At 64.6% G+C, this 20,935-nt stretch carries 23 protein-coding genes; 12 read left to right on the forward strand and 11 right to left on the reverse strand.

Annotation, left to right across the window (positions count from 1 at the left end):
- Positions 1-3: 3 nt before the first annotated feature.
- Together AC5P88_RS13050 and AC5P88_RS13055 are read right to left on the reverse strand one after the other, a co-directional pair.
- The gene (locus AC5P88_RS13050; RefSeq protein WP_495225234.1) at positions 4-1,464 is read right to left on the reverse strand and encodes an MFS transporter; all 1,461 of its coding nucleotides are present in this window, start codon (positions 1,462-1,464) and stop codon (positions 4-6) included.
- A gap of 114 nt (positions 1,465-1,578) precedes the next feature.
- Positions 1,579-4,245 (reverse strand): TonB-dependent receptor, encoded by a 2,667-nt coding sequence (locus AC5P88_RS13055; protein WP_111111687.1) that lies wholly within the window; start codon positions 4,243-4,245, stop codon positions 1,579-1,581.
- Between the two features lie 418 nt (positions 4,246-4,663).
- Between AC5P88_RS13055 and AC5P88_RS13060 the strand changes: the two genes are divergently transcribed.
- Positions 4,664-5,863: a serine hydrolase domain-containing protein gene (locus tag AC5P88_RS13060; protein ID WP_495225235.1), complete on the forward strand. Its 1,200-nt coding sequence runs from the start codon at positions 4,664-4,666 to the stop codon at positions 5,861-5,863.
- A 74-nt stretch (positions 5,864-5,937) separates the two neighbouring features.
- Here AC5P88_RS13060 and AC5P88_RS13065 read toward each other — a convergent pair whose 3' ends face one another.
- Together AC5P88_RS13065 and AC5P88_RS13070 are read right to left on the reverse strand one after the other, a co-directional pair.
- Positions 5,938-6,537, reverse strand: coding sequence for a fasciclin domain-containing protein (locus tag AC5P88_RS13065; RefSeq protein ID WP_495225236.1), 600 nt, complete (start codon positions 6,535-6,537; stop codon positions 5,938-5,940).
- A gap of 49 nt (positions 6,538-6,586) precedes the next feature.
- Positions 6,587-7,000, reverse strand: coding sequence for a winged helix-turn-helix transcriptional regulator (locus tag AC5P88_RS13070; protein ID WP_286073598.1), 414 nt, complete (start codon positions 6,998-7,000; stop codon positions 6,587-6,589).
- Positions 7,001-7,095: 95 nt separating this feature from the next.
- Here AC5P88_RS13070 and AC5P88_RS13075 point away from each other — a divergent pair, with 95 nt between their 5' ends.
- Positions 7,096-8,025: an aromatic alcohol reductase gene (locus AC5P88_RS13075; RefSeq protein ID WP_495225237.1), complete on the forward strand. Its 930-nt coding sequence runs from the start codon at positions 7,096-7,098 to the stop codon at positions 8,023-8,025.
- 42 nt (positions 8,026-8,067) lie between these two features.
- Here the strand turns inward: AC5P88_RS13075 and AC5P88_RS13080 are convergent, their stop codons facing one another.
- The 4 genes from AC5P88_RS13080 to ptsP form a co-directional block, all read right to left on the reverse strand.
- Entirely contained in the window at positions 8,068-9,321 is a 1,254-nt protein-coding gene (locus AC5P88_RS13080) for a carbohydrate porin (protein WP_495225238.1), read from the reverse strand.
- Positions 9,322-9,402: 81 nt separating this feature from the next.
- Entirely contained in the window at positions 9,403-11,106 is a 1,704-nt protein-coding gene (locus AC5P88_RS13085) for a PTS fructose transporter subunit IIC (RefSeq protein ID WP_106548490.1), read from the reverse strand.
- Between the two features lie 87 nt (positions 11,107-11,193).
- A complete protein-coding gene (locus AC5P88_RS13090; protein WP_495225239.1) occupies positions 11,194-12,150 on the reverse strand; it encodes a 1-phosphofructokinase family hexose kinase in 957 nt (318 codons plus the stop codon).
- Positions 12,147-14,657, reverse strand: a complete 2,511-nt coding sequence (ptsP, locus tag AC5P88_RS13095; protein WP_495225240.1) for a phosphoenolpyruvate--protein phosphotransferase — start codon at positions 14,655-14,657, stop codon at positions 12,147-12,149. Before ptsP ends, AC5P88_RS13090 begins: the two co-directional genes overlap by 4 nt.
- A gap of 156 nt (positions 14,658-14,813) precedes the next feature.
- On the opposite strand from ptsP, the gene AC5P88_RS13100 reads away from it, so the two are divergent.
- The 4 genes from AC5P88_RS13100 to AC5P88_RS13115 all read left to right on the forward strand — a co-directional run bounded on the left by AC5P88_RS13100 (position 14,814) and on the right by AC5P88_RS13115 (position 17,527).
- Positions 14,814-15,797, forward strand: a complete 984-nt coding sequence (locus AC5P88_RS13100) for a LacI family DNA-binding transcriptional regulator (RefSeq protein WP_286075894.1) — start codon at positions 14,814-14,816, stop codon at positions 15,795-15,797.
- A 107-nt stretch (positions 15,798-15,904) separates the two neighbouring features.
- Positions 15,905-16,525, forward strand: coding sequence for a hypothetical protein (locus tag AC5P88_RS13105; protein WP_258392069.1), 621 nt, complete (start codon positions 15,905-15,907; stop codon positions 16,523-16,525).
- A gap of 46 nt (positions 16,526-16,571) precedes the next feature.
- Complete coding sequence (locus AC5P88_RS13110; RefSeq protein ID WP_258394039.1) at positions 16,572-16,973, forward strand: Rap1a/Tai family immunity protein; 402 nt, start codon at positions 16,572-16,574, stop codon at positions 16,971-16,973.
- A 104-nt stretch (positions 16,974-17,077) separates the two neighbouring features.
- Complete coding sequence (locus AC5P88_RS13115) at positions 17,078-17,527, forward strand: GNAT family N-acetyltransferase (RefSeq protein ID WP_258392071.1); 450 nt, start codon at positions 17,078-17,080, stop codon at positions 17,525-17,527.
- Between the two features lie 97 nt (positions 17,528-17,624).
- Here AC5P88_RS13115 and AC5P88_RS13120 read toward each other — a convergent pair whose 3' ends face one another.
- Positions 17,625-18,020, reverse strand: a complete 396-nt coding sequence (locus AC5P88_RS13120) for a response regulator (protein WP_495225241.1) — start codon at positions 18,018-18,020, stop codon at positions 17,625-17,627.
- Between the two features lie 203 nt (positions 18,021-18,223).
- On the opposite strand from AC5P88_RS13120, the gene AC5P88_RS13125 reads away from it, so the two are divergent.
- Both AC5P88_RS13125 and AC5P88_RS13130 read left to right on the forward strand, forming a co-directional pair.
- Positions 18,224-18,577 carry a hypothetical protein gene (locus AC5P88_RS13125; protein WP_495225242.1) on the forward strand — a complete coding sequence of 118 codons (354 nt, stop codon included), beginning with the start codon at positions 18,224-18,226 and terminating at the stop codon, positions 18,575-18,577.
- 130 nt (positions 18,578-18,707) lie between these two features.
- Positions 18,708-19,028, forward strand: coding sequence for a hypothetical protein (locus AC5P88_RS13130; RefSeq protein ID WP_258394037.1), 321 nt, complete (start codon positions 18,708-18,710; stop codon positions 19,026-19,028).
- Here AC5P88_RS13130 and AC5P88_RS13135 read toward each other — a convergent pair.
- The gene (locus tag AC5P88_RS13135; protein WP_495225243.1) at positions 19,025-19,363 is read right to left on the reverse strand and encodes a hypothetical protein; all 339 of its coding nucleotides are present in this window, start codon (positions 19,361-19,363) and stop codon (positions 19,025-19,027) included. The genes AC5P88_RS13130 and AC5P88_RS13135 overlap by 4 nt on opposite strands.
- Positions 19,364-19,459: 96 nt before the next feature.
- Between AC5P88_RS13135 and AC5P88_RS13140 the strand changes: the two genes are divergently transcribed.
- From AC5P88_RS13140 to AC5P88_RS13155, 4 genes are read left to right on the forward strand one after another with little or no spacing between them, the layout of a single operon-like run.
- On the forward strand, positions 19,460-19,675 hold the full coding sequence (locus AC5P88_RS13140; RefSeq protein ID WP_106548496.1) for a hypothetical protein: 216 nt from the start codon (positions 19,460-19,462) through the stop codon (positions 19,673-19,675).
- A 56-nt stretch (positions 19,676-19,731) separates the two neighbouring features.
- A complete protein-coding gene (locus AC5P88_RS13145; protein ID WP_106548497.1) occupies positions 19,732-20,001 on the forward strand; it encodes a hypothetical protein in 270 nt (89 codons plus the stop codon).
- A 60-nt stretch (positions 20,002-20,061) separates the two neighbouring features.
- Entirely contained in the window at positions 20,062-20,277 is a 216-nt protein-coding gene (locus AC5P88_RS13150; protein ID WP_495225244.1) for a hypothetical protein, read from the forward strand.
- Positions 20,265-20,564 (forward strand): hypothetical protein, encoded by a 300-nt coding sequence (locus AC5P88_RS13155; RefSeq protein ID WP_495225245.1) that lies wholly within the window; start codon positions 20,265-20,267, stop codon positions 20,562-20,564. The genes AC5P88_RS13150 and AC5P88_RS13155 overlap by 13 nt, the downstream gene beginning before the upstream one ends.
- 13 nt (positions 20,565-20,577) lie before the next feature.
- Here the strand turns inward: AC5P88_RS13155 and AC5P88_RS13160 are convergent, their stop codons facing one another.
- Positions 20,578-20,862 (reverse strand): hypothetical protein, encoded by a 285-nt coding sequence (locus tag AC5P88_RS13160; RefSeq protein WP_495225246.1) that lies wholly within the window; start codon positions 20,860-20,862, stop codon positions 20,578-20,580.
- Between the last annotated feature and the right edge of the window lie 73 nt (positions 20,863-20,935).

A 20,935-nucleotide genomic window follows, 5' to 3' on the forward strand; every position in this document is an offset into this window, starting at 1 on the left:
GGCTCAGTGGCCGCCTTCGGTGGCCAATCGCTCCAGGTCTACGCCCTGGCGACGCAGCGTACGGCCGGCCGCCCACGCGTAGAACGCCAGATAGCAGAAACACAGTACGCCAATGATGAAGCTGTAGTGCACGCCGACCTTGTCGGCCAGTGCCCCCTGCGCCCAACTGACGATGCCGCCGCCCATGATCATCATGATCAGCAGGCTGCTTGCCTGGTTGGTGTGGCGGCCCAGGCCCGTGATGGCCAGGGTGAAAATGCAGGGCCACATCGTGCTGCAGAACAGCCCGACACTGATGAAGGCAATCACACTGGTCATTCCGGTGGTGAACATGCCGACCAGCTGCGCCGCAATGCCACACACGGCAAAGTACAGCAGCATGCGCGATGGATTGCCCTTGCTGGCCAGGGTCGCGATGATCATCAGGACGATCACCGGCGCGTAGTGGAGGAACTGTGCGGAGTTGTGGCCAGAGATCGCGTTGACGGCAAGGTAGATGGCAAATGCAATGAACGGCAGCACCAGCATCAGCAGCTTCTGCGCGCCTGCGCGCACGTCGAACGCTTCGGCGGCACCACACCAGCGGCCGATCATCAGGCTGGCCCAGTACAGCGAGACGAACGGGGCGATCACCGAGGTTTCCAGGCCCAGCCCACCCTTGCTCAAGGGTTGCTCAAGGTAGGCTGGAAGATTGTCGATGGTCGACACCTCCACGCCGACGTAGAGGAAGATCGCGATCATGCCCATCGCCAGTTGCGGGTAGGAGAGCGCAGATCCGCGATCTGCCTGGTGATTCGTCCCGGTCGCACCTGCGGGGACCGTGGCGCGCAGCTCGACATGATTGGGCACGCTCGAGAACCGCAGCAGCACGGCGACCAGTACGAAGGCGACGCCCAGCACCAGGTATGGGATCTTTACGCTCTCGATGCTCGCCTCTGTGTTGCCCGCTGACACGCTGCCAAAGATGGCAATGCTCACCAGCAGTGGGCCTACCGTTGCGCCCAGGTTGTTGACACCGCCGGCCATGGTCAGGCGCTGCGATCCGGTGGCCGGATCACCCATGATCACCGCCAGCGTATTGGCTGCGATCTGCTGGAGCGAGAATCCCAGGCCCACGATGAACAGGCCGGACAGCATCAGTGCAAACGAGCCGGTATTGGCCGCCGGATAGAAGAGCAGGGCACCGAGCGCCGACACCAGCAGGCCAAGGCAGATGCCGTTGCGATAGCCCACCCGATGCAGCAGGTCGTTGCCGATGGCGCGGGAGATGGCGATGTAGATCAGCGAACCGGCGGTGTAGGCAACGTAGAAGGCCATCGCCACGTACATGCTCTGTGCTTGGCTGAGATGGAACGCTTTCTTGAACACCGGAATGAGGATGCCGTTGCTTGCAGCGACGAAACCCCAGAAGAAAAAGACGGTGATGAGTACACCGAACTGCGACCAGCGGGTTGTGTGTTTCATGATTCTCGTGTCATCACGGGCAGGACGACGCCCCGTGCGTTGCCGCACAGGGCAGGACGTGGTGATTGCGCGCGGAGGGCCGGCGAAACCGGCCCTCCTTCAAGGCAGCGTTGCTCAGAACTGGTAACGCAGGCGCAGGCCGTAGCTGCGCGGGTCGTTCAGGAAGCGGACGTTGATGCCGGAACCCACCAGGGCCTTCTGCGAGACGTCGTTGCCCAGCAGATTGTTGCCCCAGGCCTCCACGCGCCAGTTGCCGCTCAGTGAGGTGAAGCCGATGCCCGCGTTCAAGGTGGTCTCGCCCTTCTGGCGGTCAGGGAAGCCGGCCGCAGCGGCGCTTTCGGTACGGTCATGGACCAGCTCACCACTGGCTGGATCCTGTCGGATGAACTCCACGTCCCGGTTGTTGTACTGGGTGAGGTAGAAGGCCGAGCGGTACGAGGCCAGCAACTGCCAGTCGAAGGTGCCAAAGCGCAGCTCGGTCGTATGCTGCAGCCTTACGTTGAAGGTAAGCTTCGACGCCAGCGGCAGTTCGTTGCCGGACAGGTCGATCAGCGAGGTGGCACCACCGGCGTCGTAGTTCTGGCTGCGGACATCGGCGACGGTGCCACGCTTGATCTCGCTGTCCATCCAGAGCGCGTTGATGTTGACCATGAAATTGTGCGGAAAGCGCAAGGTGCTTTCCGCCTCCAGGCCGTACACCGCGGACTTGCCGACGTTGCGGTTGACCAGGGCATAGCCGGTCGCTTCACCGGTGGTCGGGTTGGTGGCGATCACCGCCAGGTCCTGGAACACCTGGTCGCTGTAGTCGTAATAGAACCCGCTGACGTTGAAGGTCGAGGTGCGACCCAGCATCTGGAAGGAGTTCTTGCTGCCGATTTCGTAGGCAATGATCGATTCGGGCTTGAAGGTCTCAGGAATCTCCTTCGGATCAAACGTGTCGTTGAAGCCCCCCGCTTTGTGGCCGGTCGACACCAGTCCGTACAGCAGGCTGTCATCGCTCACGTCGTACTCGAAACCCGCGCGCCAGTCGGTAAAGCTGAACTTGCTCTTGCCGAACTGCTGGGCCGGAATCGCGCTGACCTGGGCCCAGCTCTGGTACGGGCAATCGACGGTATCGCCACCGATGTCGGGGCGATCCACGCAACCGAATGGGCCGCCATCGGGCACCGCGCCGATCTGCTGCAGCAAGGTGTCGTTGCGACCATGTCGCAGCACACCCTGCAGCAGGAAGCGGGCCATCTCCGCCTGCGAGGTGATGTTGCTGACGTCAAAGTTCGGACGGCTCATGAAAGCCGGCTCGAAGCCGGGCGTGCCGAGGCGCGTGGCAAAGTCCCCGCCCTGGCCAGGCAGGCCCAGCGACCAGTTGCCGCCAATGCCGTAACGCGACTTCTTCTCCTCGGAGTAGCGCAGGCCGCCCTTCAGGCGCAGGCGATCGTTGACGTCGAATGTACCGTCGGCGAAAACGGCGGATGACTTGCCATTGACCTTGGGCATGGTGAATTCAGTGCCCGAATACCAGCGCCCTTTGTCCACCAGCGAAAGGTAGCCCACCCGCTGGTCCTCATTGAAGTGGAACAGGCCGGTGGTCCAGCGCAGCCGTTCGTCCTGGTCGGACGTGAACCGCAGCTCATGTACCTGCGACTCCGACTCGGTCAGCCAATACTGCGTGGAGTAGTTGTCGTAGTCGATGCCGCCCGGGTTGCTGGGTGATACCGGATCGATGTTGCGGCCCGGCCAGAGGATGCCTTCGCTCTGCGCATTGGTCTGGCGGTAGTCCACGTTGCGGTAGCTGCCGTTGTACTCCACCGCCACCTTGCCGAAGTCATAGGAAATGCTGGTCTGCGCCCCCCAGTTGGTGCTGTCGAGCTTGCCCTGCGCGCCGCGGTAGATGATCTTTCGCAGGTCGACATCGTCCGGCAGGTAGCCGGCCTTGGCGGCGGTGTAGACGTTGGCGCCTGGATAGCCCGTACCGCCTTCCTTGCCGATGTCGGCCATGGCGAAGATCGACAGCTTGTCATCCGGCTGGTAGAGGAACGACAGGCGTGCGCCCCGGTCGTCCTGCACGCCAGCCGGTTCCAGGTCCTGCGCGCGCCCAGCATTCTTGAACGGAGAGTCTTTCTCCACCTTGTAGCCAGCCACCCGGAAGGCCGCGCCACCGCCGATCGGAAGATTCAGGGCGAATTCGCCACCGCGATGGTCACGATTGCCGGCCTCGGCCTGAACGTACCCGCCGAAGGCTTCCAGGTCAGGGCGCTTGGTGATGATGTTCAGCGTGCCGGCCAGCGCATTGCGGCCGCGCAGCGTGCCCTGCGGGCCCTTGTTGATTTCCACCCGCTCGACATCGTAGAACATGCCGCCCAGACCGCGCGGTCGTGCAATGTAGGCCCCGTTGATGTGGGGCGCGGCGCCCGGATCACCCAGCTCGGTGTTGTTCGAAGAACCCACGCCGCGGATGAAGATCTCCAGGTTGCCTTCCTGGTTGGCCATGCTCATGCCTGGCACCAGGGCTTGGATGTTGCGCAGCTCATTGTTGATGCCCAGCGCACGCGTATCGTCCGCGGAAATTGCCTGGGCGGTACCTGCATATTTCTGCAGGTCCTGTTCCCGGCGTTCGACAGTGACGATGACGGCGTCCAACGTCGAGGCCTCCCGTGCCTCGCTGGTGGCGGTGGAACTGCTTTCCTTGGCTGATTGCGCCGCGACCGGCAGCGCCGCAGTGGCGGTGACGATGGTGGCAAGGACTGCCTGTGCGAGTGTGCTCTTCCTGAAATGGCCGGTCATAGGGTCCCTCTCTCCCCATAGATGATGTCTGGACGTTCCCGCGCCGTGCGCCGGACCTGGGCTCTTGTAAGTGCCACCTGACAACGCTGTCAATCAGAATGAACGATGGATGACCAGAAGCTCGGGAAATCAGACAGTTGAGCGATCAGAAGTGCTGTTTGACACGCCGCATTTGCTGCAGTGCGAAACGAAATCGGGCGGTGTAGCGCTCGACGTACGGCTGCCCCGCCGGATTGGAGCGATCAGAACGCAGGCCGGCGGCAAGGGCCATCGACTTCGCGTGTTCCCCTGGCGGGCTGCGGGGGCCATGCGGGTGGCGACGTGATGATGCTGCCATGTGGTCGGGCATGACTTCAGGCACTCGGCCGTGACTACACCTGTAGTCAATGTAACCAGGCATTCACCGTAGGAGATGCCCATGAAAACTGCACGATGGCTGTCCAGCTTCGCGGCCTTGATGCTGGCCGTCCCTGTACTGGCCACCACGACCACCACGGCCGACGCCGTCGCGACAATCGAACACAATGCCCGTGCCGCGCATTCCGACGCGGTACTTGTCTGGAAGGATGGAAAAACACTGCTGGAGCCCCAACCAGGGACGGGCGAGGAGCCGATTCACCTCATGTCGGCCACCAAGTCGGTGGTGGCGCTGGCCATCGTGCTTCTGCTGGACGAGGGAAAACTGGCCTCGATCGACGAGCCGGTAAGCAACATCTTCGCGGAGTGGAAGCAGGGGCGGAAAAGGGACATCACGGTACGCATGCTGCTGGACCATACCTCTGGCCTGCAGAACGTGGCCAACGCGGGGGAAGAGCTGGAAGCTGCGCCGGACCTGGTCAAGCTTGCGCTGGCGGCAGAGCTGAGCCGCGATCCAGGCACCACGTTCTCCTACAACAACAAGGCTACCAATCTGCTGCCCGGCATTGTCGAGCGTCTGGCAGGGGAACCGATGGATGCCTACCTTGAGGCGCGCCTGTTCAAACCGCTGGGCATTGCCCGATATACGTGGTTGAAGGACGATGCGGGCACGCCCTTGGGCATGGCCGGATTGTCGCTGAGCGCCCGCGATCTGGCGACCATCGGACAGCTGCTGCTTGATGGCGGCGTCACCCCGGCGGGTACGCGCGTGCTGAGCGAACGGTCTGTGGCGCTGCTGACTGGAGCAAGTGCCCGCTCGCCGGATGTTGGTCTCCTGTGGTGGCGCATTCCAGCATGGGAGCGTTATGAGCTGAAAGGCCAGATGGCCGGCTTCCTGGCGCAGCATGAAGTCAGCGCCCCGGTCCAGCAGGCATTGCTGGCAACCGGGGGCAGGGCATTCGACAGCAGGAGTGCATTGATTGCGTACATGGCCGAGCGACTTGGGGCGGACTGGCCGCAGCACTATGGCAGCGAGATCACCGGTCGTGGACTCAAGCTCTCCGACATGTTCGACATCCAACGCGGCCCAACCGTTGCCTACGCCGCCAATGGCTACCTGGGCCAGCACCTGGTCATCGTTCCGCAACAGCGGGTGGTTGCCGTGCGCCTCATCCACCGACGCGACACCCATCGCGCGCCATTGGATGACTACGCGACGTTCCCGGCGGATGTACTCGAACTGGCCCAGGCGCTTCAGTGAAGGGAGGAGCCGGGCCTGTGCCCGGGTCCTCGTCCGCTACGTCATGCTGCTGGCCGGAGCGGCAGGGCGTGCCACTACTTCGGCATCAGCACAGCATCAACAACGTGGATGACGCCGTTGGATTGGTTGACGTCGGCGATGCTGATACCTGCTTTGCCGCCCTTGGCGTCGATCACCCACAACATGCCGTCATGAAGTGCCACGGTAAGCGGCTCGCCTTGCACAGTCTTCAGCGTGGCTTTTCCACCGTGCTTCCTGGCATCGGCCAGGAGCTGGGCGGAACTGAAGCGTCCTGGGACCACGTGGTAGGTGAGGATCCGGGTGAGCTGTGCCTTGTTTTCAGGCTTGACCAGTGCATCGACCGTGCCTGCTGGAAGCTTGTTGAAGGCGGCATTGGTGGGTGCGAAGACGGTAAAGGGACCGGCGCCATTGAGCGTGTCGACCAGGCCCGCGGCCTTGACCGCTGCCACCAGAGTGGTGTGATCCCTGGAGTTCACAGCGTTTTCAACGATGGTCCTGGTCGGGTACATCTCGGCCCCGCCAACCATCACGGTATCTGCGGCGAAGCTGGCGGAAGCGGCTGAGACGAGTACGACGAAGCTGACTGCGGCGGCGATGCGCTGAAGAGCGTTCACGGTGCGTTCCTCGGTAGGATGCCCGCACAGCGCGGGCATCCTACATACGGCTGGCGGGAGCGCCTGGATGCACCGGATGCAGGCCTGGTCAGTCAGGGGGAGGGCCTTGGTGCGCGTCGAAATTCTCCCGGCAGCGGCGGAATTCCTCGGCGTGTCCCACTACCCAGGTCCACATCGGGATCATAAGAACCAGCAGCTCCCTGCCCAGCGGAGTGATGGTGTACTCCACGCGCGGCGGAACCTCACGGAAATCCTGCCTATGGATCAGTCCGTCCCTTTCAAGCTGACGCAGGGTACGCGTCAGCATACGCTGCGTGACTCCCTTCATCCGCCGCGCCACATCGGCGTGACGCAGTGTTCCGTAGACCCCCAGGGCGTGAATGATGCCCAGCGACCAGCGGCTGCCGGCATGCGCGAGCACCTCGCGGCGCAGACCGTCGTCGTCCGCACTCATGCCGTCGCATATCGATTGTGAATGTCGCAGAAGCTCATCGGTGCTCATGAACGGTGCGGTCGGTATCATCGGTGTGCCTTCTTACGTGGCAACTAGGGAGGGGCGCAGAATCGCCGCCATCGTACACACTGATGGTGGTTTCAATGTCTCCCCCGATTGTTTCCCGCTCAATCCTGGTCCTGGGTGCCGGCGAACTCGGAATGCCCGTCATCCGCAACCTGGCCCAGCTCGCGGTTGTGCATGACGCAACCATCAGCGTGATGCTGAGGCCTGCGTCGATTGAATCCACACTACCGGACAAGCGTACGGTCATTGACCAGATCCGCTCGCTGGGAGTGGCCCTTGTTCCTGGCGACCTGGTCACTGCCACGGTCGATGAGCTGGCTGATCTATTTTCCGGTTATGACACGGTCATCGGCTGCGCCGGTTACGCCGCTGGCCGCGACACTCCCATGAAGGTAGCGCGCGCCGCCGCGAAGTCGGGCATTACCAGGTACTTCCCTTGGCAATTCGGGGTCGACTTTGACGCCATCGGACGCGGCGGGCCACAGGATCTTTTCGACGCCCAGCTGGATGTACGCGACTATCTCCGCTCACAGGCCGAAATGGACTGGGTGGTCATTTCCACCGGCATGTTCACCAGCTACCTCTTCGAGCCGGAGTTTGGCGTCATCGATCTTCCCGGCAGAAAGGTCAATGCACTTGGCACAGCCTCCAATGCGGTTACGCTGACCACACCGGAGGACATCGGTGCAATGACTGCACAGATCGTCTTCCACTCGCCCCCCCTTCGAAACGAGATCGTCTATCTTGCGGGAGACACGGTCCGTTATGAGCAGCTGCCCGCCATCCTTGAGGAAAGGTTCGGTGTTCCTTTCAAGCTGATCGTGTGGAGCGTTCCCCAGCTGATGGAGGAGCTTGCCAGTGACCCATCAAACATGATCAGGAAGTACCGTGCTGCCTTCGCCCAGGGCAGGGGCGTCTCCTGGAGCCTGGACGGGACGTTCAATGCCAGCATTGGCGTGAAACTGGAGGGTGTCGACGACTGGCTGAAAGCCCACTTCGAGACTTGATGAGCCGTTGAGCGGCAATCGCGTGGACGAAAACGGATTCTCCTACAGACTCCAATCGACCCGCAGGCCGGCGATCAGCGCATTCGGCAGATCATGCTGGCGTGCGGGTTCGTTGAACTGGTCCGGATGCACGATGTAGTGCAGGTTCGGCGCGACCCGCAGCTGCGGGGTGACCTGGATGCCATAGCTCAGTTCCATCATCACCTGGCTCCCGTGCGGGGTGCCGCTGCCGCCCGCTGCGGCACGGGCAAGGCGCAGGTTCTCCAGCGCGATGCTGCTGTACTTCTGCTGGGTCACGACGAAGGCGATGCTGTCCTGCGGCCGGCTGGCGAACGTACCTTTCTGCACCAGCCCGGCCTGCAGGAAGTGATCCTCTATCAACTGGCCGGAGGTACCCTTGAGCGCGGCGCCGAAAAGGGTCAGGCCACGGTCGCTGCCATCGCTGGTGAGCTGCTGCTCGAAGCGGGCGAATGCACCGGAGCGACCGTGACGTGTCGCGTATTCCTGGCCACTGAGCAGCGCCGGCATGCCGTTGGCATCGCGCAGCGGGTCGCGGTAGGTCGAGTTGTCCTGCCAGCCACCCAGTTCGTAGCGGGCCTTCAAGCGCGCCGACGCCGGGCTGCGCCAGCCGATCGTGTAGGGCACGATCCAGCCGGTGGCCTGGTTCGTGCTCCATTTCAGTCCGTGCTGGCCATCTTCGGCTTGGCTCGGGTCGACCTGGTACGCGCCCACGCGTACGTAGACATCCGGCGTCACCCATGCCGTGGCATCAGCCATCCAGCTCGATACCGGCCACCAGGTGAAGCTGCTGGTACGGAATACGTAGGTCGGGTTGCCGCAGGCCGAGTTGCCCTGGAAGTACTGGCACAACTCCGAACCGAGATGATGGATGTTGGCGACGCTTCGCCCTGCTTCCAGCACCAGCCGGTCGTTGAGCAGTTTCTGCTCGAGCGTCAGGTTGGCCAGGCGCGTTCCCTGGCCACCGTAGATCTCCTGCACCGAGGTGCTGTTGCCCGTGCTGCTGTTGGCGAGGTTGGTGCCGTGGCGGTTGATGCCGTAGGCCTTGATCGTCGCGCCCCGCCAGCCGAACGCGGCGTCCAGGTCCACGTCGGCACCGAACATCAGCTGGCCGGCATAGGCCGTGCCGCTTCGCTTGCCACCATCGAGCGTGGCAGCCGCTTCGCCGGTGTATGCCAGCTTGGGGGTGAGGACGTCGCTCGCGTCGGTGGCTGCGGCCAGCGACGGCAGGGCCAGCAGGATCGCTGCCGGCAACAGGCGGTGGAAAGAGCAGGTCATGGGCGGAGCTCCGTGTGCAGGGCGTAGGTCGCTGGATCCCTGCATGCACAGGGACTGCGGAAGGACCGTGAGGGGCAAGGGTCAGGCTGGCGTAGTGACCGGCTTCTTGAGGATGCGCAGCGCGACCGCAGTGACGGCCACGCCGGCCAGCAGTGCCAACAGGTAGATGCCGAGGTGGGTGACTGCGTTCGGGATCGGCAGCACGAACACGCCGCCGTGCGGCACCTTCAGCTCGACGCCAGCGGCCATCGAGATTGCACCTGCCACCGCGGAACCAAGAATCAACGCCGGAATGGTGCGCAGCGGATCGCGCGCGGCGTAGGGGATCGCGCCTTCGGTCACGAAACTGAGGCCAAGCACGCCGGCGGCGCCGGCCGTGCCACGCTCCTCGGCGGTGAAGCGGTTGCTGAACAGCCATGTGGCCAGTGCGATACCCAGCGGCGGCGTCATGCCGCCGATCATCGTCGCCGCCATCGGCGTGTACACCTGGCTGGAAATCAATGCGGTGGAGAAGGCGTAGGACGCCTTGTTGACCGGCCCGCCCATGTCCACCGCCATCATTCCACCCAGCAGCAGGCCAAGCAGGATCGCGCTGCTGCCCTGCATGCCGCGCAGCCAGTCGGTCAGCCACGCCAGCAGTCCGGCCACGGGCGTACCGATCACGTACATCATCAACAGGCCGACCAGCAGCGTGCCCAGCACAGGCAGGATCAGCACCGGCTTGAGGCCTTCCAGGCTGCGAGGCAGGCGCAGCGCACGGTTGATCCAGTGCACGCCATAGCCGGCGATGAAGCCGGCAAGGATGCCGCCGATGAAGCCCGCGTCCATGTTCACTGCTACCAGTCCGCCGATCATGCCGGGCGCAATGCCGGGGCGGTCGGCGATGGAGTAGGCGATGTAACCGGCCAGGGCCGGCACCATCAACATGAAGCCGGACTTGGCGCCGATCTGGAACAACGACCAGGCCAGCGTGCCCTTGTGGGCATCGTCGAAGGCATAGATGCCGCCGAGCGCGAATGCCAGTGCGATCAGCAGGCCGCCAGCAGTGACGAACGGCAGCATGAACGACACGCCGGTCATCAGGTGCTTGTAGGGCCCGGTGGCCTTGGTCTTTTCGGTCGTGCGCCCCGATGTTGCCGTACCTGCCTGCACGCCGGCCTCGGCCAGTGCCTTGCGGATCAGGTTCTGGCCGTCATTGATCGCCGGCTTGGTACCGCTCTTGAAAAGACGCTTGCCAGCGAAGCGCGACAGATCGACTTCGCGGTCTGCGGCGATCAGAACAAGGTCTGCGGTGGCGATTTCTTCGTCGCTCAACGCGTCCTGCGCGCCGACCGAACCCTGTGTTTCGACCCGGATTGCATGGCCCAGCGCCTTGGCGGCCTGTTGCAGCCCCTCTGCCGCCATGAAGGTGTGAGCGATGCCGGTGGGGCAGGAGGTAACGGCAACGATGCGCTTGCCCGCATTCGTGCCGGCGTCGTTCGAATATGCGGCCGCGAGCGGTGCGAGCGCCGCAACCGGGTCGTCCAGTACCTCGCCCAGGCTGGCATGCGCGATCTCAGCATTGGCGAAGCGCGCGATGTCCGCCTCACCATCACCCACCAGCAGCAGGTGCGTCGCGGCGGCGGCGTTCGATGCAGGCAGTGCGCCGGTCACGCCCTGGTCGCTGCGGATCTCGATCATCAGCTCGAGCCCGCGCTGGCGGGCGGCGCGGCGCAGCGCTTCGGCGGCAAGAACCGCTTCGATGCTGCGCTCGCCAGCGGCGATGACTACGGTGGAAGCGTGCATGGGAACTCCTGGAATTCTTCGGGTTCGTCCTTGCCGAGGGCGCTGCGGTTGGCCCAAAGCCAGCCGCCGCGCCTCCGGCGGGAGGGGTCAATCCAACCGCTCGATCAGTACATCGCCGGCCCATGCGCGTACCTGCGCCGGGTCCAGCCGTCGTGCATCACCGCTTTGCAGCCGGCTCATCGAGAAGGCGGTCGCCCGCCGTGCGCAACCGGCCAGATCGAGGGAGGGCTCCAGCATCGCGGCAGCGATGCCGGCGACCATGGCGTCGCCCGCACCGACCGTGCTGCCCTGGGCCAGTCGCGGCGGTCGTGCGACCAGCGCGCCGCTGCGATCAATGAACAGCGCGCCGTCGGTACCCATCGAGATCGCTACGAGCGCGACCCCGCGTTCGACCAGGGCCTGGCCAGCGACGCGCAGAGCGCTGCGATCCAGCAGCTGCGTGCCGGTCCAGGCCTCCAGCTCCTGGCGGTTGGGCTTGACCGCGTAGGGCAGTGCACCCGCGGTGCCACTTAAGGCAGCGGCAAGCGCATCGCCACTGGTGTCCAGCAGCACGCGCGCCCCGGCGGCACCGGCCTGCGCCTGCAGTCGCGCCCATGCATCGGCTGGCAGTCCGGACGGCAGGCTGCCGGACAGCACCACCGGCAGGCCAGGCAGCAGCAAGGCACCGAGCCGGCGCGACACGGCGTCCAGATCGGCACCGTCGAGTGCCAGGCCCGGCAGGTTGATGTCGGTGGTTTCGCCGTTGTCCTCGTCAACCAGCTTGATGTTGGTGCGGGTGCTGCCCGGAATACGCAGGCAGCCATCCACGATGCCGCGCGCCGAGAACAACGTGCCGAACACACCGTCGTTGCTGCCACCGAGCACGCCCAGTGCCGTGGTTGGCACGCCCCAGTCGGCCAGGCAGGCGGCCACGTTGATGCCCTTGCCACCCGCATCGTCGCCGCTGCTGCGCGCGCGGTGCACATGGCCCGGCCGCAGGCTGGCCAGCCGCACGGTCTGGTCGATTGCCGGGTTCAACGTGACGGTGACGGCGCGGGCATTCATGCGCCTGCTCCATCGAGGGCGCGCACCTGCTCGGCGGTTTCGGAATCCAGCGCGGCGTTGGCCAGTCTCTGCAGATCTGCCAGTGCCGTGCCGCGCAGGCGTGCCTTCACCGACGGGATGTCGTTCGGGGTCATCGACAGTTCGTCCACGCCCAGCCCTGCCAGCAGCATCGCACCGAACGGATCGCCGGCCAGGCCGCCGCAGACACCCACCCAGCGCCCCTGCGTGCGTGCACCTTCCACCGTGGCGCGGATCGCGCGCAGCACGGCCGGATGCAGGCTGTCGGCTTCCGCGGCCAGCTCCGGGTTCTGGCGGTCGATGGCCAGCACGTACTGGGTCAGGTCGTTGGTACCGATCGAGAAGAAGTCGGCGTGGCGCGCCAGCGCATCACTCTGCGCTGCGGCGGCCGGAACTTCGATCATGATGCCGATCGGCACGTCGGGTGCGTCCAGTTCGGCGCGCAGGCGCTCGCAGATGGCGCGCAGAGCGACCAGCTCAGGCACCGAGGTGATCATCGGGAACATGATGGACAGCCGTGCACCGTCCCTGGCTGCGCGATACAGCGCACGCAGCTGCGGTTCCAGAAGATCCGGGCGGCGCAGCAGCAGGCGCGCGCCGCGTACGCCGAGGAAGGGGTTTTCCTCTCGCGGCAGCTCCAGGTGGGCGACCTGCTTGTCGCCACCGATATCGAGCGCGCGCACGATCAGCGGACGGCCGTCCAGCGCTTTGGCCATCGCCATGTAGTTCGCGTACTGCTCGTCCTCGCTGGGCGTGCTGCCGCGTTCGAGGAACAGGAATTCGGTGCGCATCAGGCCGACAGCTTCCGCGCCCTGTTCCAGCGCCAATGGCACCTGCTCCGGCAGGTTCACGTTGGCGCCGATGTCGATGCGATGGCCATCGGTGGTCTGCGCCGGCTGCGCACGTTGTGCGGCTTCGCGTGCGCGGATCTGCTGCTGCTCGGCGATCCAGGCGCGTGCCGAAGCAAGATCGGCCTCGGAGGGGGACAGGTAGAGCCGCCCGCTGCTGCCGTCGATGATCGCCTCGCGGCCGGCCTGGATCGCCAGCAGTTCGGCTCCACCGGCAACCAGCGCCGGCAGGCCGAGCGTGCGCGAGAGGATTGCAGTGTGTGAAGTGGGGCCGCCCAGTGCGGTGGCGAGGCCGAGCACGCGGTTGGTGTCGAGGTTGGCGGTATCCGAGGGCGACAGGTCGGCGGCAAGCAGGATGCACGGCTGCGCCGGCAGATCAGCCAGGCCGCCGCCGGCCGCAGAAGGGTCAAGCTGCGCCAGCACGCGCCGGCCCACATCGCGCAGGTCTGCAGCGCGCCCGGCCAGCACCGGGTTGCCCAGCGCCGCCAGCCCGGAGGCGATCTGCTCGATGGCCTGGTGCCAGGACCACGCAACGCCGTGGCCTTCAACCATCAGCTGGCAGGTGCGGGTAATCAGGTCGGTGTCGTCAAGCAGCGCAGCCTGCGCCTTGAAGATTGCTGCATCCGAGGCGCCAAGGCGGCGCTGGGTATCATCCTGCAGCGCGGCCAGCTGCTGGCGAGTGCGGCCGAGTGCATCCTGCAGGCGTGCGCCGCCCTCGCCGAGCGGGGCAGGGCGATCGGCAACGTCGGCCTGCGCGCTGGCCAGTACATGCACCGGGCCGATGGCCAGCCCGGGGCTGGCGCCGATGCCGGCGATCGCCGCCTGCGCTTCGGGCGGATTCCAGCCCGCGACCGGCGCCGCCTTCCGCTGTGCTGCACGCTCCGCATCGGCCTTTTCCTGCGCCACCAGCCCCTCCATGACCTTGCTCAGTGCGGCCAGCAGTGCGGGGGCATCGGCGCCTTCGGCAGAAACACTCACGGCATCGCCTTCGCGAAGCCCAAGCTGCAGCAGTGCTACCAGACTCTTGGCATCGGCTGCCTGATCGCCCGCGCGTACCTGGGCACGGGCCGTGAAGCCCCGCGCCGTCTCGGCCCAGCGCGTGGCCGGGCGCGCGTGCAGCCCGCTGGGGTAAGCGATGGTCCAGTCGAAGCGCTCGGCCAGGTCCGTCACCGGTAGGTGGGCGACAGTGACGGTCGCATCACTGGCCAGCGCATTGACGATCTCGCCCGCATCGGCGGTGGTGAACAACCGCTGCAGCGCCGCCTCGTCCTGGATCAGACGGGTCAGCCTGCGCAGCAGGGTGATGTGGGTATCGGACTGGGCGGCAATGCCAACCACCAGGCGGGTGACCTGGCCCGGGTTCCATTCCACGCCTTCCGGCAGCTGCAGCACCGCAATGCCGTCGTGGCGCACCAGGTGGCGGTCCTCGCCGAGCCCATGCGGGATGGCCACGCCATGGCCGAGGAACGTGTTCGCCAGCGCTTCGCGGCGCCCCATGCTGGCCTCGTAGCCCGGCGCCACGCAGCCTGCGGCGACCAGCATCTGGGCCACCTGGGCAATGGCATCGGTCTTGTCCTGTGCCCGCGCGTCCAGGCGGATCAGTTCCCGGCTGACGGGGGAGGGGGAGGTCAGGGGCGACAAGGCGGGCTCCGGGAAGGGGTGGCTGGGGCGTATTGGGAACGTTCCCAGTCCGCATTTCAATGTGCACTGCACAAAAAGCCAATAGTCCTTTGGCGTTAGCATTGTCCTGAACGGCCATCCGGCCATGAACAGCGCACGTTTCCGGGAACGTTTCCAATGAGCATCAGCATCAACGACGTCGCACGCGTGGCGGGGGTATCCAAATCCACGGTGTCACGGGTGCTCGGCGGCGGTCCGGTCAGCGAGGACGTGCGCGGCAGGGTCGAGCTGGCGATCCGCCAGACCGGCTATCGACCCAACCTGCAGGCCAGGCGGCTGCGCTCCCGGCACACTGGCATCATCGGCCTGATCGTCGCGGACATCCGCAATCCCTTCTTCACGGCGCTGATCCGGGCGGTGGAGGAGGTGGCCTATCGCGAAGGACTGCGCGTGACCCTCTGCAACACCGACGAGGACCCGGAGCGGGAGGCGCTGTATCTGCAACTGATGCACGAAGAGCGCATCAGTGGCCTGATCTTCGCGCCGACCCGGACCACGGTGGGCCGGCTCGAACGGCTCACGCTGGACTATCCAACGGTGCTGGTGGACCGCGCCGCGCCCGGCGGGTCGATCGACAGCGTGGTACTCGACAATCCGGCAGCGATGGCGGGCCTGGTCGAGCATCTGGTCGAGCGCGGCTATCGCCGTATTGGCGGATTGTTCGGCAGCACCAGTACCACGGCGGCCGAGCGTCGCGACGGCTATCTCGCTGCAATGCGCACCCATGGGTTGGAGCCGGACTACCGCGAGGTTGAACCCACGGCCGAAGCCGCCATCGCGACGGTCGAGCAGTGGCTCGCCACGTCATCCCGCCCCGAAGCACTGGTCACCAGCAACAGCCTGCTGTTGATGGGAGCATTGAAAGCCGCCCGTAGCGCAGGGCTGGCGATTCCAGACGCGTTGGCACTGGCCGGCTTCGACAACGAACGCTGGACCGAGCTGGTCGAGCCGGGCATCACTGTGATCGAGCAGCCGGTCGAGGAGATGGGGCGGGCCGCGATGTCGCTGTTGCTTGAACGCCTGCGCACGCCGGAGCTGCCGGTGCGCCGACTGGTGATGACGGGCCGGTGCGTGGCCAGAGGGTCGACGGCTGCGCGATAGCTCGACGCCCGATCGCGGCGAACCCTGAGAGCGACGTTCGGGTGTTGGCGGGCCAACCGTTGTCTGTTACAAGCCATCTGTACACGCAGACACGATGGGGGATCGCTTTGTCAGAGCCTTATTCAGCGCTGCTCCGCCTGCAGCTGTGCCCCGAAGATCTCTCCAGATGGCTGGCCGCGCCCGTGCCCGCAGCATCCCGATGGTCCGACTGGCGATGCATCGCCGGGCAGTGGCTGCTGGGCAACGGTGAATACCTGGCCTCTTCAAGCGACGAGGCGTTGCATCACCTGCTTGCGGACTGCCAGGCGCTGCTGGCCCGCTACCCCGACAATCGCGCCGCATTGAACGCTTTCCTGGCCTCTGCACAGGCTGAGAACATCCAGGTTGCCGCCTATGACCGCAGCAGCACGCACTTTGTTGCAGGATCGCTGACCTATTCGGAAAGCCTCTACGATCTCATCGCGTTTCTTGCTGTGGCACGAAGCGCCGCCGACTTCCTGAAGGCAGGTGACCAGGGGGTGGCGCTGATCCACGACTATCTCTGGGCCGAGGACGATGAGCGGGAGACCATTGCCGCGATTGCGCTGGTAGGCCACGGCGAATCCAGCTTCCTGTCTTCCACGGACCTGGATACCGCCACCGCATCCTTCGAGACATTGGTGGAGGCCATGCTGGAAGACCAGGACGACCCGGAGTTTCATCCGCGCAACCAGCTCGATCGACTTTGACCCTCGCTGCGTGGAACCCGCAGAGACGACCACCAAGGACCCCGACATGAAAGGACATCACGCCCCCCACGCGCGCCGCGGCATGCGTTGGCTCCTCGCACTGGGCCTCTGCGTCCTGGCGGGATCCGCCCTTGCCGGAACAACGCAACCGGCACGCACCTGGCTTGTCAGTGGAGCCGAACTCATCACCCTGCTGCAGGGCAAAGGCGCTGATGGCTTCTGCGACGGCGATCAGTGCCGAAGCCTGTCCAGCGCTCGCGCCAGCGCCTATATCCAGGGCGTTGCCGATGCCAGCCACGCCCAGTGGTGTGGCCAAGGCCGGATTCTCCCGCACGAGTTGGTTGACCGGGTCGCTTCACATCTTCGACAGCTGCCCCAGGGGAGACTGCAGCAGGATGCTGCACCCTTGGTCGTCGATGGCCTGAGGGCGGCCTTTCCCTGTGATTGAGGGGCATGACCCAGTAATGCCCGAAGTGTGTCGGCCTCCTCCGCGGAGAGGTCCGCGCCCTTCGTGGAGCCCTCTCTGTTCCGCCTGAAGCTGGAGCCGAAATAGTGAAGACACGCACACGATTGGCGAGCGCGGAAGATCTTGAACAGGTCGCTATGCTGTTCGACAGGTATCGCCAGTTCTACGAGCAGCCCGCAGACCTGCCATTGGCAAGGCAATTCATGCATGCACGCCTGTCAGAAGGCTCTTCGCTTGTACTGGTGGCCGAGGCAGATGGGGGCGGCCTTGTCGGGTTCACCCAGCTGTACCCGCTGTTCGACTCCATCAGCGCACGCCCAAGCTTTGTACTCTATGATCTTTACGTCGACAGACCAGCACGTCGTACTGGTGTTGCCCGCACACTCATGATCAACGCCGTTGAAGAGGCACGAGGACGCGGCGCAGCGCGCATCGAGCTGCAGACGGCGAAGGACAACGCGGCTGCCCAGGCGCTCTATGAAGGTCTCGGATGGCAGCGCGATGATGATTTCTTCATCTTCGCCATTCATCCTTGATTGCCGTATCCGCCGCGCTTCGGATCGCCGAAGGACTCAGGCGACCATAGCAGAGGCAGCACGCCCTTCGAAGGCGTGCCGTGCTGGTTAGCGGGGATCAGTGAGTGATGGGTGGTGCGCCGTCGTTTCCCATCACATGCTGCACGGCCTCCCGCAATCGCTCGACATGGAAAGGCTTGGCAACGAAGGTGGCGCGTCGATGGCGCAGCGGCACCAGCTGGTCGTACACCGCAGAAACGAACAGATAGGGGATGCCGAGTTCGGCCAAGCGATCGGCGACGGGGAAAGCCACACCGTCACGAAGCTCCACATCCAGAACGGCACCGTCGAATCGCTGCGTATCCAGCAGCCCCAATGCATCGAACACACTGTAGGCGTGTGTTACCCGGCCGCCGCCCTCTTCAAGCGCCTGTTCCATGAGGGCAACAAGGTCCAGTTGGTCTTCCACCAGCAGCAGACTGTATCGATTCCGCTGGTTCATATCGGGTTGCATTGGCACATGCCTGCGTTGCCATCGGAGCTGCAGTGTGTCCTGTGCTGCATCAACGCGACGCGTGTGGGTTGTCAGCTCGGTGTCGAAGCGGCCCCGCCTCTCGATGCCGTCCACGTCGCGTGGAAGGTGCCACGGGATGTGTTGACGGCGTCTTGGCGAGCGCTATGGATACTGCCGCCGTCCCCTGCACTGGAGTGTCCGCCATGCGCCGATCCCACGCCAACCCCGCTTCGCCACGTGTACTGCGTGTGGAGTGCATGCCCCTGGACTGCGGAGGCGCTGCCATCGTGGTGGAGCTGGACCGCATCCCTGAACGGGCGTGGATGAAGTCATTGAAGCGGGCACTGCAGGCCGACGATCTCTTCGAGGGCGCACAAGCCAAATTCGATGGACGTTTCGTTTACGTCGTGGGCGTCGAGGGCAGCGAGCATCGTGCGCAGCATCGGGTGGTGCAGGCGCTTGAAATGCCGCAGGCATTGGTCAGTACGTCGCGCTCACGCATTCCGGTGGCGGACGCGCGGCATGCCTGCACGGTTGACGCTCAGATTGGCCATTGATTCCAGATGGGCGCGCTCATGCGTAGCGCATCGACGGTCACCCGTGGCAGAGGCGGCCGCCCACTCCCACGGGGCAATCCGTTGTATTGTGGCCAGTACTCGCAGCGCCCATCAGCGAGAGGATGTTCAGGTGAACGCTTCCATGCTCCCAAGAATCGTCGGCTTCGATGTCCCGTTGCTGCACGAGCGTGTAGACGCATCCACCGACGAGGCCATCACCGCGCTGCTGGATCTGGCGCCCGGCGCCCGCTGGACAGAGCTGTTCCTCATCAAGTGCAGAGCCCTGGCGTCCCAGCTCCAGCTGGCGGACGTTCGCATTGAAGGCTCCAGGATCTACTTCTACGGATCCATCAGCGATTCCCGCGGACTTGCCGACGCGGTCATCTCCATTGTCAACGTACTGAATGATGAGTTGATGCGCGAGCGGAATCACGCGGCTGGCCGCGCCTAAGCGCAGCCAAGCAAGGACCAGCATCGATCGGCGATCTCTGCTGCCCCAGGGTGGCCGCGCAGGCTCGATCGTTTCGCAAGCCTGCCCTGCAGATCGTCGATCCATGCCGACCGGGTGCCGTGCGGATCTCTCACATAGATGTCGCAGGCAAGCCGGATAACCGGCGCCACTTCGTAGCGGAAGCTCATCGCGGGCAGGGCGCCCAGGTTGAATGCGATTTTCCAGTGGGCCAGCTCGCGCTCGACGTCGACAAGGTGCCTGCTTCTTCCCTGGATCATGGCGTTACCCCTTTTTGAAACCTCACTGTACACACTTGTTGCTGCGAGCCTGTTCATGACAGTCGTTCATATGGGGCGCTTCCCCGTACGTTCCCGTAACGGCGACACGCCCACAGTCAATCGGCAGCAGACTTGCTGCGGCGGAGAATCGAAATGAACAGCGTCCCCGAACAGAACAGGAATGACCGCTCCAATGCTTCCTCTGAAGCAGAACAGCCCGCACAGCAGGGGCAGGTCGAGGGGGGCGAACCCGGAGGGGAGGAGCCTGGCAAGCAGGGACAGCAACAGCAGCAGGACAACAAGGATCGCGAGAGCCCAAAGCCAGCGGACGAAAAGAAGGGCGGTCTCGGCGGCGATACACGCCGCTGAGAAAGTGGGGGAGCCGCGCGCCGCGCGGCTGCTTCCGTTGCAGACAGGGAGCGTGCATGTCATCGCAGAGCCGGGCGATCAGCCTGATGACCAAGATCATGTACCAGTGCCGCCCGGAGAAAACCACAACGATGGCGCAATGCCGTTGCTGCCATGCGCCCAGCCCAGGCGGCATGGAGTGCGCACGGTGCCTGACCGGAAGGCTCGGCGACATGATTCAGAACCGTGGCGCAGCATTCAGCTGGCTGGACTCATTCCGCAGGGTCCAGCAGGACGAAGCACACGTGTTCGAATGCGCGAAGCGCGTCGATGCGGCATCTTCCTAGGCGTCGCATCCGGACCTGACATCGCGCAAGCGTATGCTCAAGTCATTCAGGAGCAACGCGATGACTTTTCCGATCAGCATCTACGATGGAACGGGCACGGGGCTCCGGCTGCCCGCGGGATGGTGGATCGACCTTCAGTCCGATCTGCCTGCACTGGTGAAGGGTGCCGCGCGCATCGACCTTCCGCGATCTTCAAAGGACGAGCACCCACGATTGGATCCTGAAGTTCTCAGGGATCTCTTCCGGCGCATTGGAGGCTCGCAGTGGCTAGGTTGAATCCAACCCAGTCCCTGGGAGTGCGCTGGCTGTTCTTTCGCCTTCGCAACGGGCAGTCCATCAGTCCCGCGAGGCTGATGTCTGTCTGGTCCGAGGCGGCTGAAACCAACGACTGCGCCGTGCGCCGCGAAATCATCGACGGCGCCGGGTACGTCTATGCCTTGTACGCGCCCAACAGCCTTCTTTCACCCAGGCGCGTGGAGCTGCGCATGAGAGCGCTGCTGGAAGAGGCCGGCTACGCCTTCACGATGGGCAGCCTGGCGGGGCGGCGTCCGGGCGAGGGCTGAGGCGCGGCGCTCGTCAGTCAGGTTTTGGATCAAAGAGCGCCATCACCCGTTCACGGCGGCACTGCTCGAGCCAGTGGTGCCATATCTCCACCTCGTCCATCAGCCCTGTTGCACCGCATGCAGGGCAGGTGAGCTTCGTGCCCAATGGACTCGTCTGAATGCCGGCGTCCTCGGTCATCGAAGAACGCAGGCCGCAGCTCTTGCAGGTGGATCGCAACTGATCGAGGCGAACGATTGCGCCATTGCGCGCAAGAAGGGGCTGGATCGCGTGGATCCGGAAGGCATTGGGAGGATGCATGGCCGTGTCGTCTGAGGCTGGACACGGGAGCAAAGGATTCTGCGCCGGAGAAGAGCCGTGAGGGCGCAGTGTC

This window comes from Stenotrophomonas sp. YJH_SMC_8 (genome assembly GCF_059371315.1).

What these genes read in the sequence shown, in the direction of transcription:
- AC5P88_RS13075 (WP_495225237.1), top strand. Translation starts at nt 7,096, where the DNA reads ATGTCTCCCCCGATTGTTTCCCGCTCAATCCTGGTCCTGGGTGCCGGC.
- AC5P88_RS13055 (WP_111111687.1), bottom strand. Translation starts at nt 4,245, where the DNA reads ATGACCGGCCATTTCAGGAAGAGCACACTCGCACAGGCAGTCCTTGCC.
- AC5P88_RS13100 (WP_286075894.1), top strand. Translation starts at nt 14,814, where the DNA reads ATGAGCATCAGCATCAACGACGTCGCACGCGTGGCGGGGGTATCCAAA.
- AC5P88_RS13065 (WP_495225236.1), bottom strand. Translation starts at nt 6,537, where the DNA reads ATGCCCGCGCTGTGCGGGCATCCTACCGAGGAACGCACCGTGAACGCT.
- AC5P88_RS13150 (WP_495225244.1), top strand. Translation starts at nt 20,062, where the DNA reads ATGACTTTTCCGATCAGCATCTACGATGGAACGGGCACGGGGCTCCGG.
- AC5P88_RS13145 (WP_106548497.1), top strand. Translation starts at nt 19,732, where the DNA reads ATGTCATCGCAGAGCCGGGCGATCAGCCTGATGACCAAGATCATGTAC.
- AC5P88_RS13160 (WP_495225246.1), bottom strand. Translation starts at nt 20,862, where the DNA reads ATGCATCCTCCCAATGCCTTCCGGATCCACGCGATCCAGCCCCTTCTT.
- AC5P88_RS13085 (WP_106548490.1), bottom strand. Translation starts at nt 11,106, where the DNA reads ATGCACGCTTCCACCGTAGTCATCGCCGCTGGCGAGCGCAGCATCGAA.
- AC5P88_RS13080 (WP_495225238.1), bottom strand. Translation starts at nt 9,321, where the DNA reads ATGACCTGCTCTTTCCACCGCCTGTTGCCGGCAGCGATCCTGCTGGCC.
- AC5P88_RS13110 (WP_258394039.1), top strand. Translation starts at nt 16,572, where the DNA reads ATGAAAGGACATCACGCCCCCCACGCGCGCCGCGGCATGCGTTGGCTC.
- AC5P88_RS13125 (WP_495225242.1), top strand. Translation starts at nt 18,224, where the DNA reads ATGCGCCGATCCCACGCCAACCCCGCTTCGCCACGTGTACTGCGTGTG.
- AC5P88_RS13060 (WP_495225235.1), top strand. Translation starts at nt 4,664, where the DNA reads ATGAAAACTGCACGATGGCTGTCCAGCTTCGCGGCCTTGATGCTGGCC.
- AC5P88_RS13140 (WP_106548496.1), top strand. Translation starts at nt 19,460, where the DNA reads ATGAACAGCGTCCCCGAACAGAACAGGAATGACCGCTCCAATGCTTCC.
- AC5P88_RS13090 (WP_495225239.1), bottom strand. Translation starts at nt 12,150, where the DNA reads ATGAATGCCCGCGCCGTCACCGTCACGTTGAACCCGGCAATCGACCAG.
- AC5P88_RS13050 (WP_495225234.1), bottom strand. Translation starts at nt 1,464, where the DNA reads ATGAAACACACAACCCGCTGGTCGCAGTTCGGTGTACTCATCACCGTC.
- AC5P88_RS13070 (WP_286073598.1), bottom strand. Translation starts at nt 7,000, where the DNA reads ATGAGCACCGATGAGCTTCTGCGACATTCACAATCGATATGCGACGGC.
- AC5P88_RS13135 (WP_495225243.1), bottom strand. Translation starts at nt 19,363, where the DNA reads ATGAACAGGCTCGCAGCAACAAGTGTGTACAGTGAGGTTTCAAAAAGG.
- AC5P88_RS13120 (WP_495225241.1), bottom strand. Translation starts at nt 18,020, where the DNA reads ATGCAACCCGATATGAACCAGCGGAATCGATACAGTCTGCTGCTGGTG.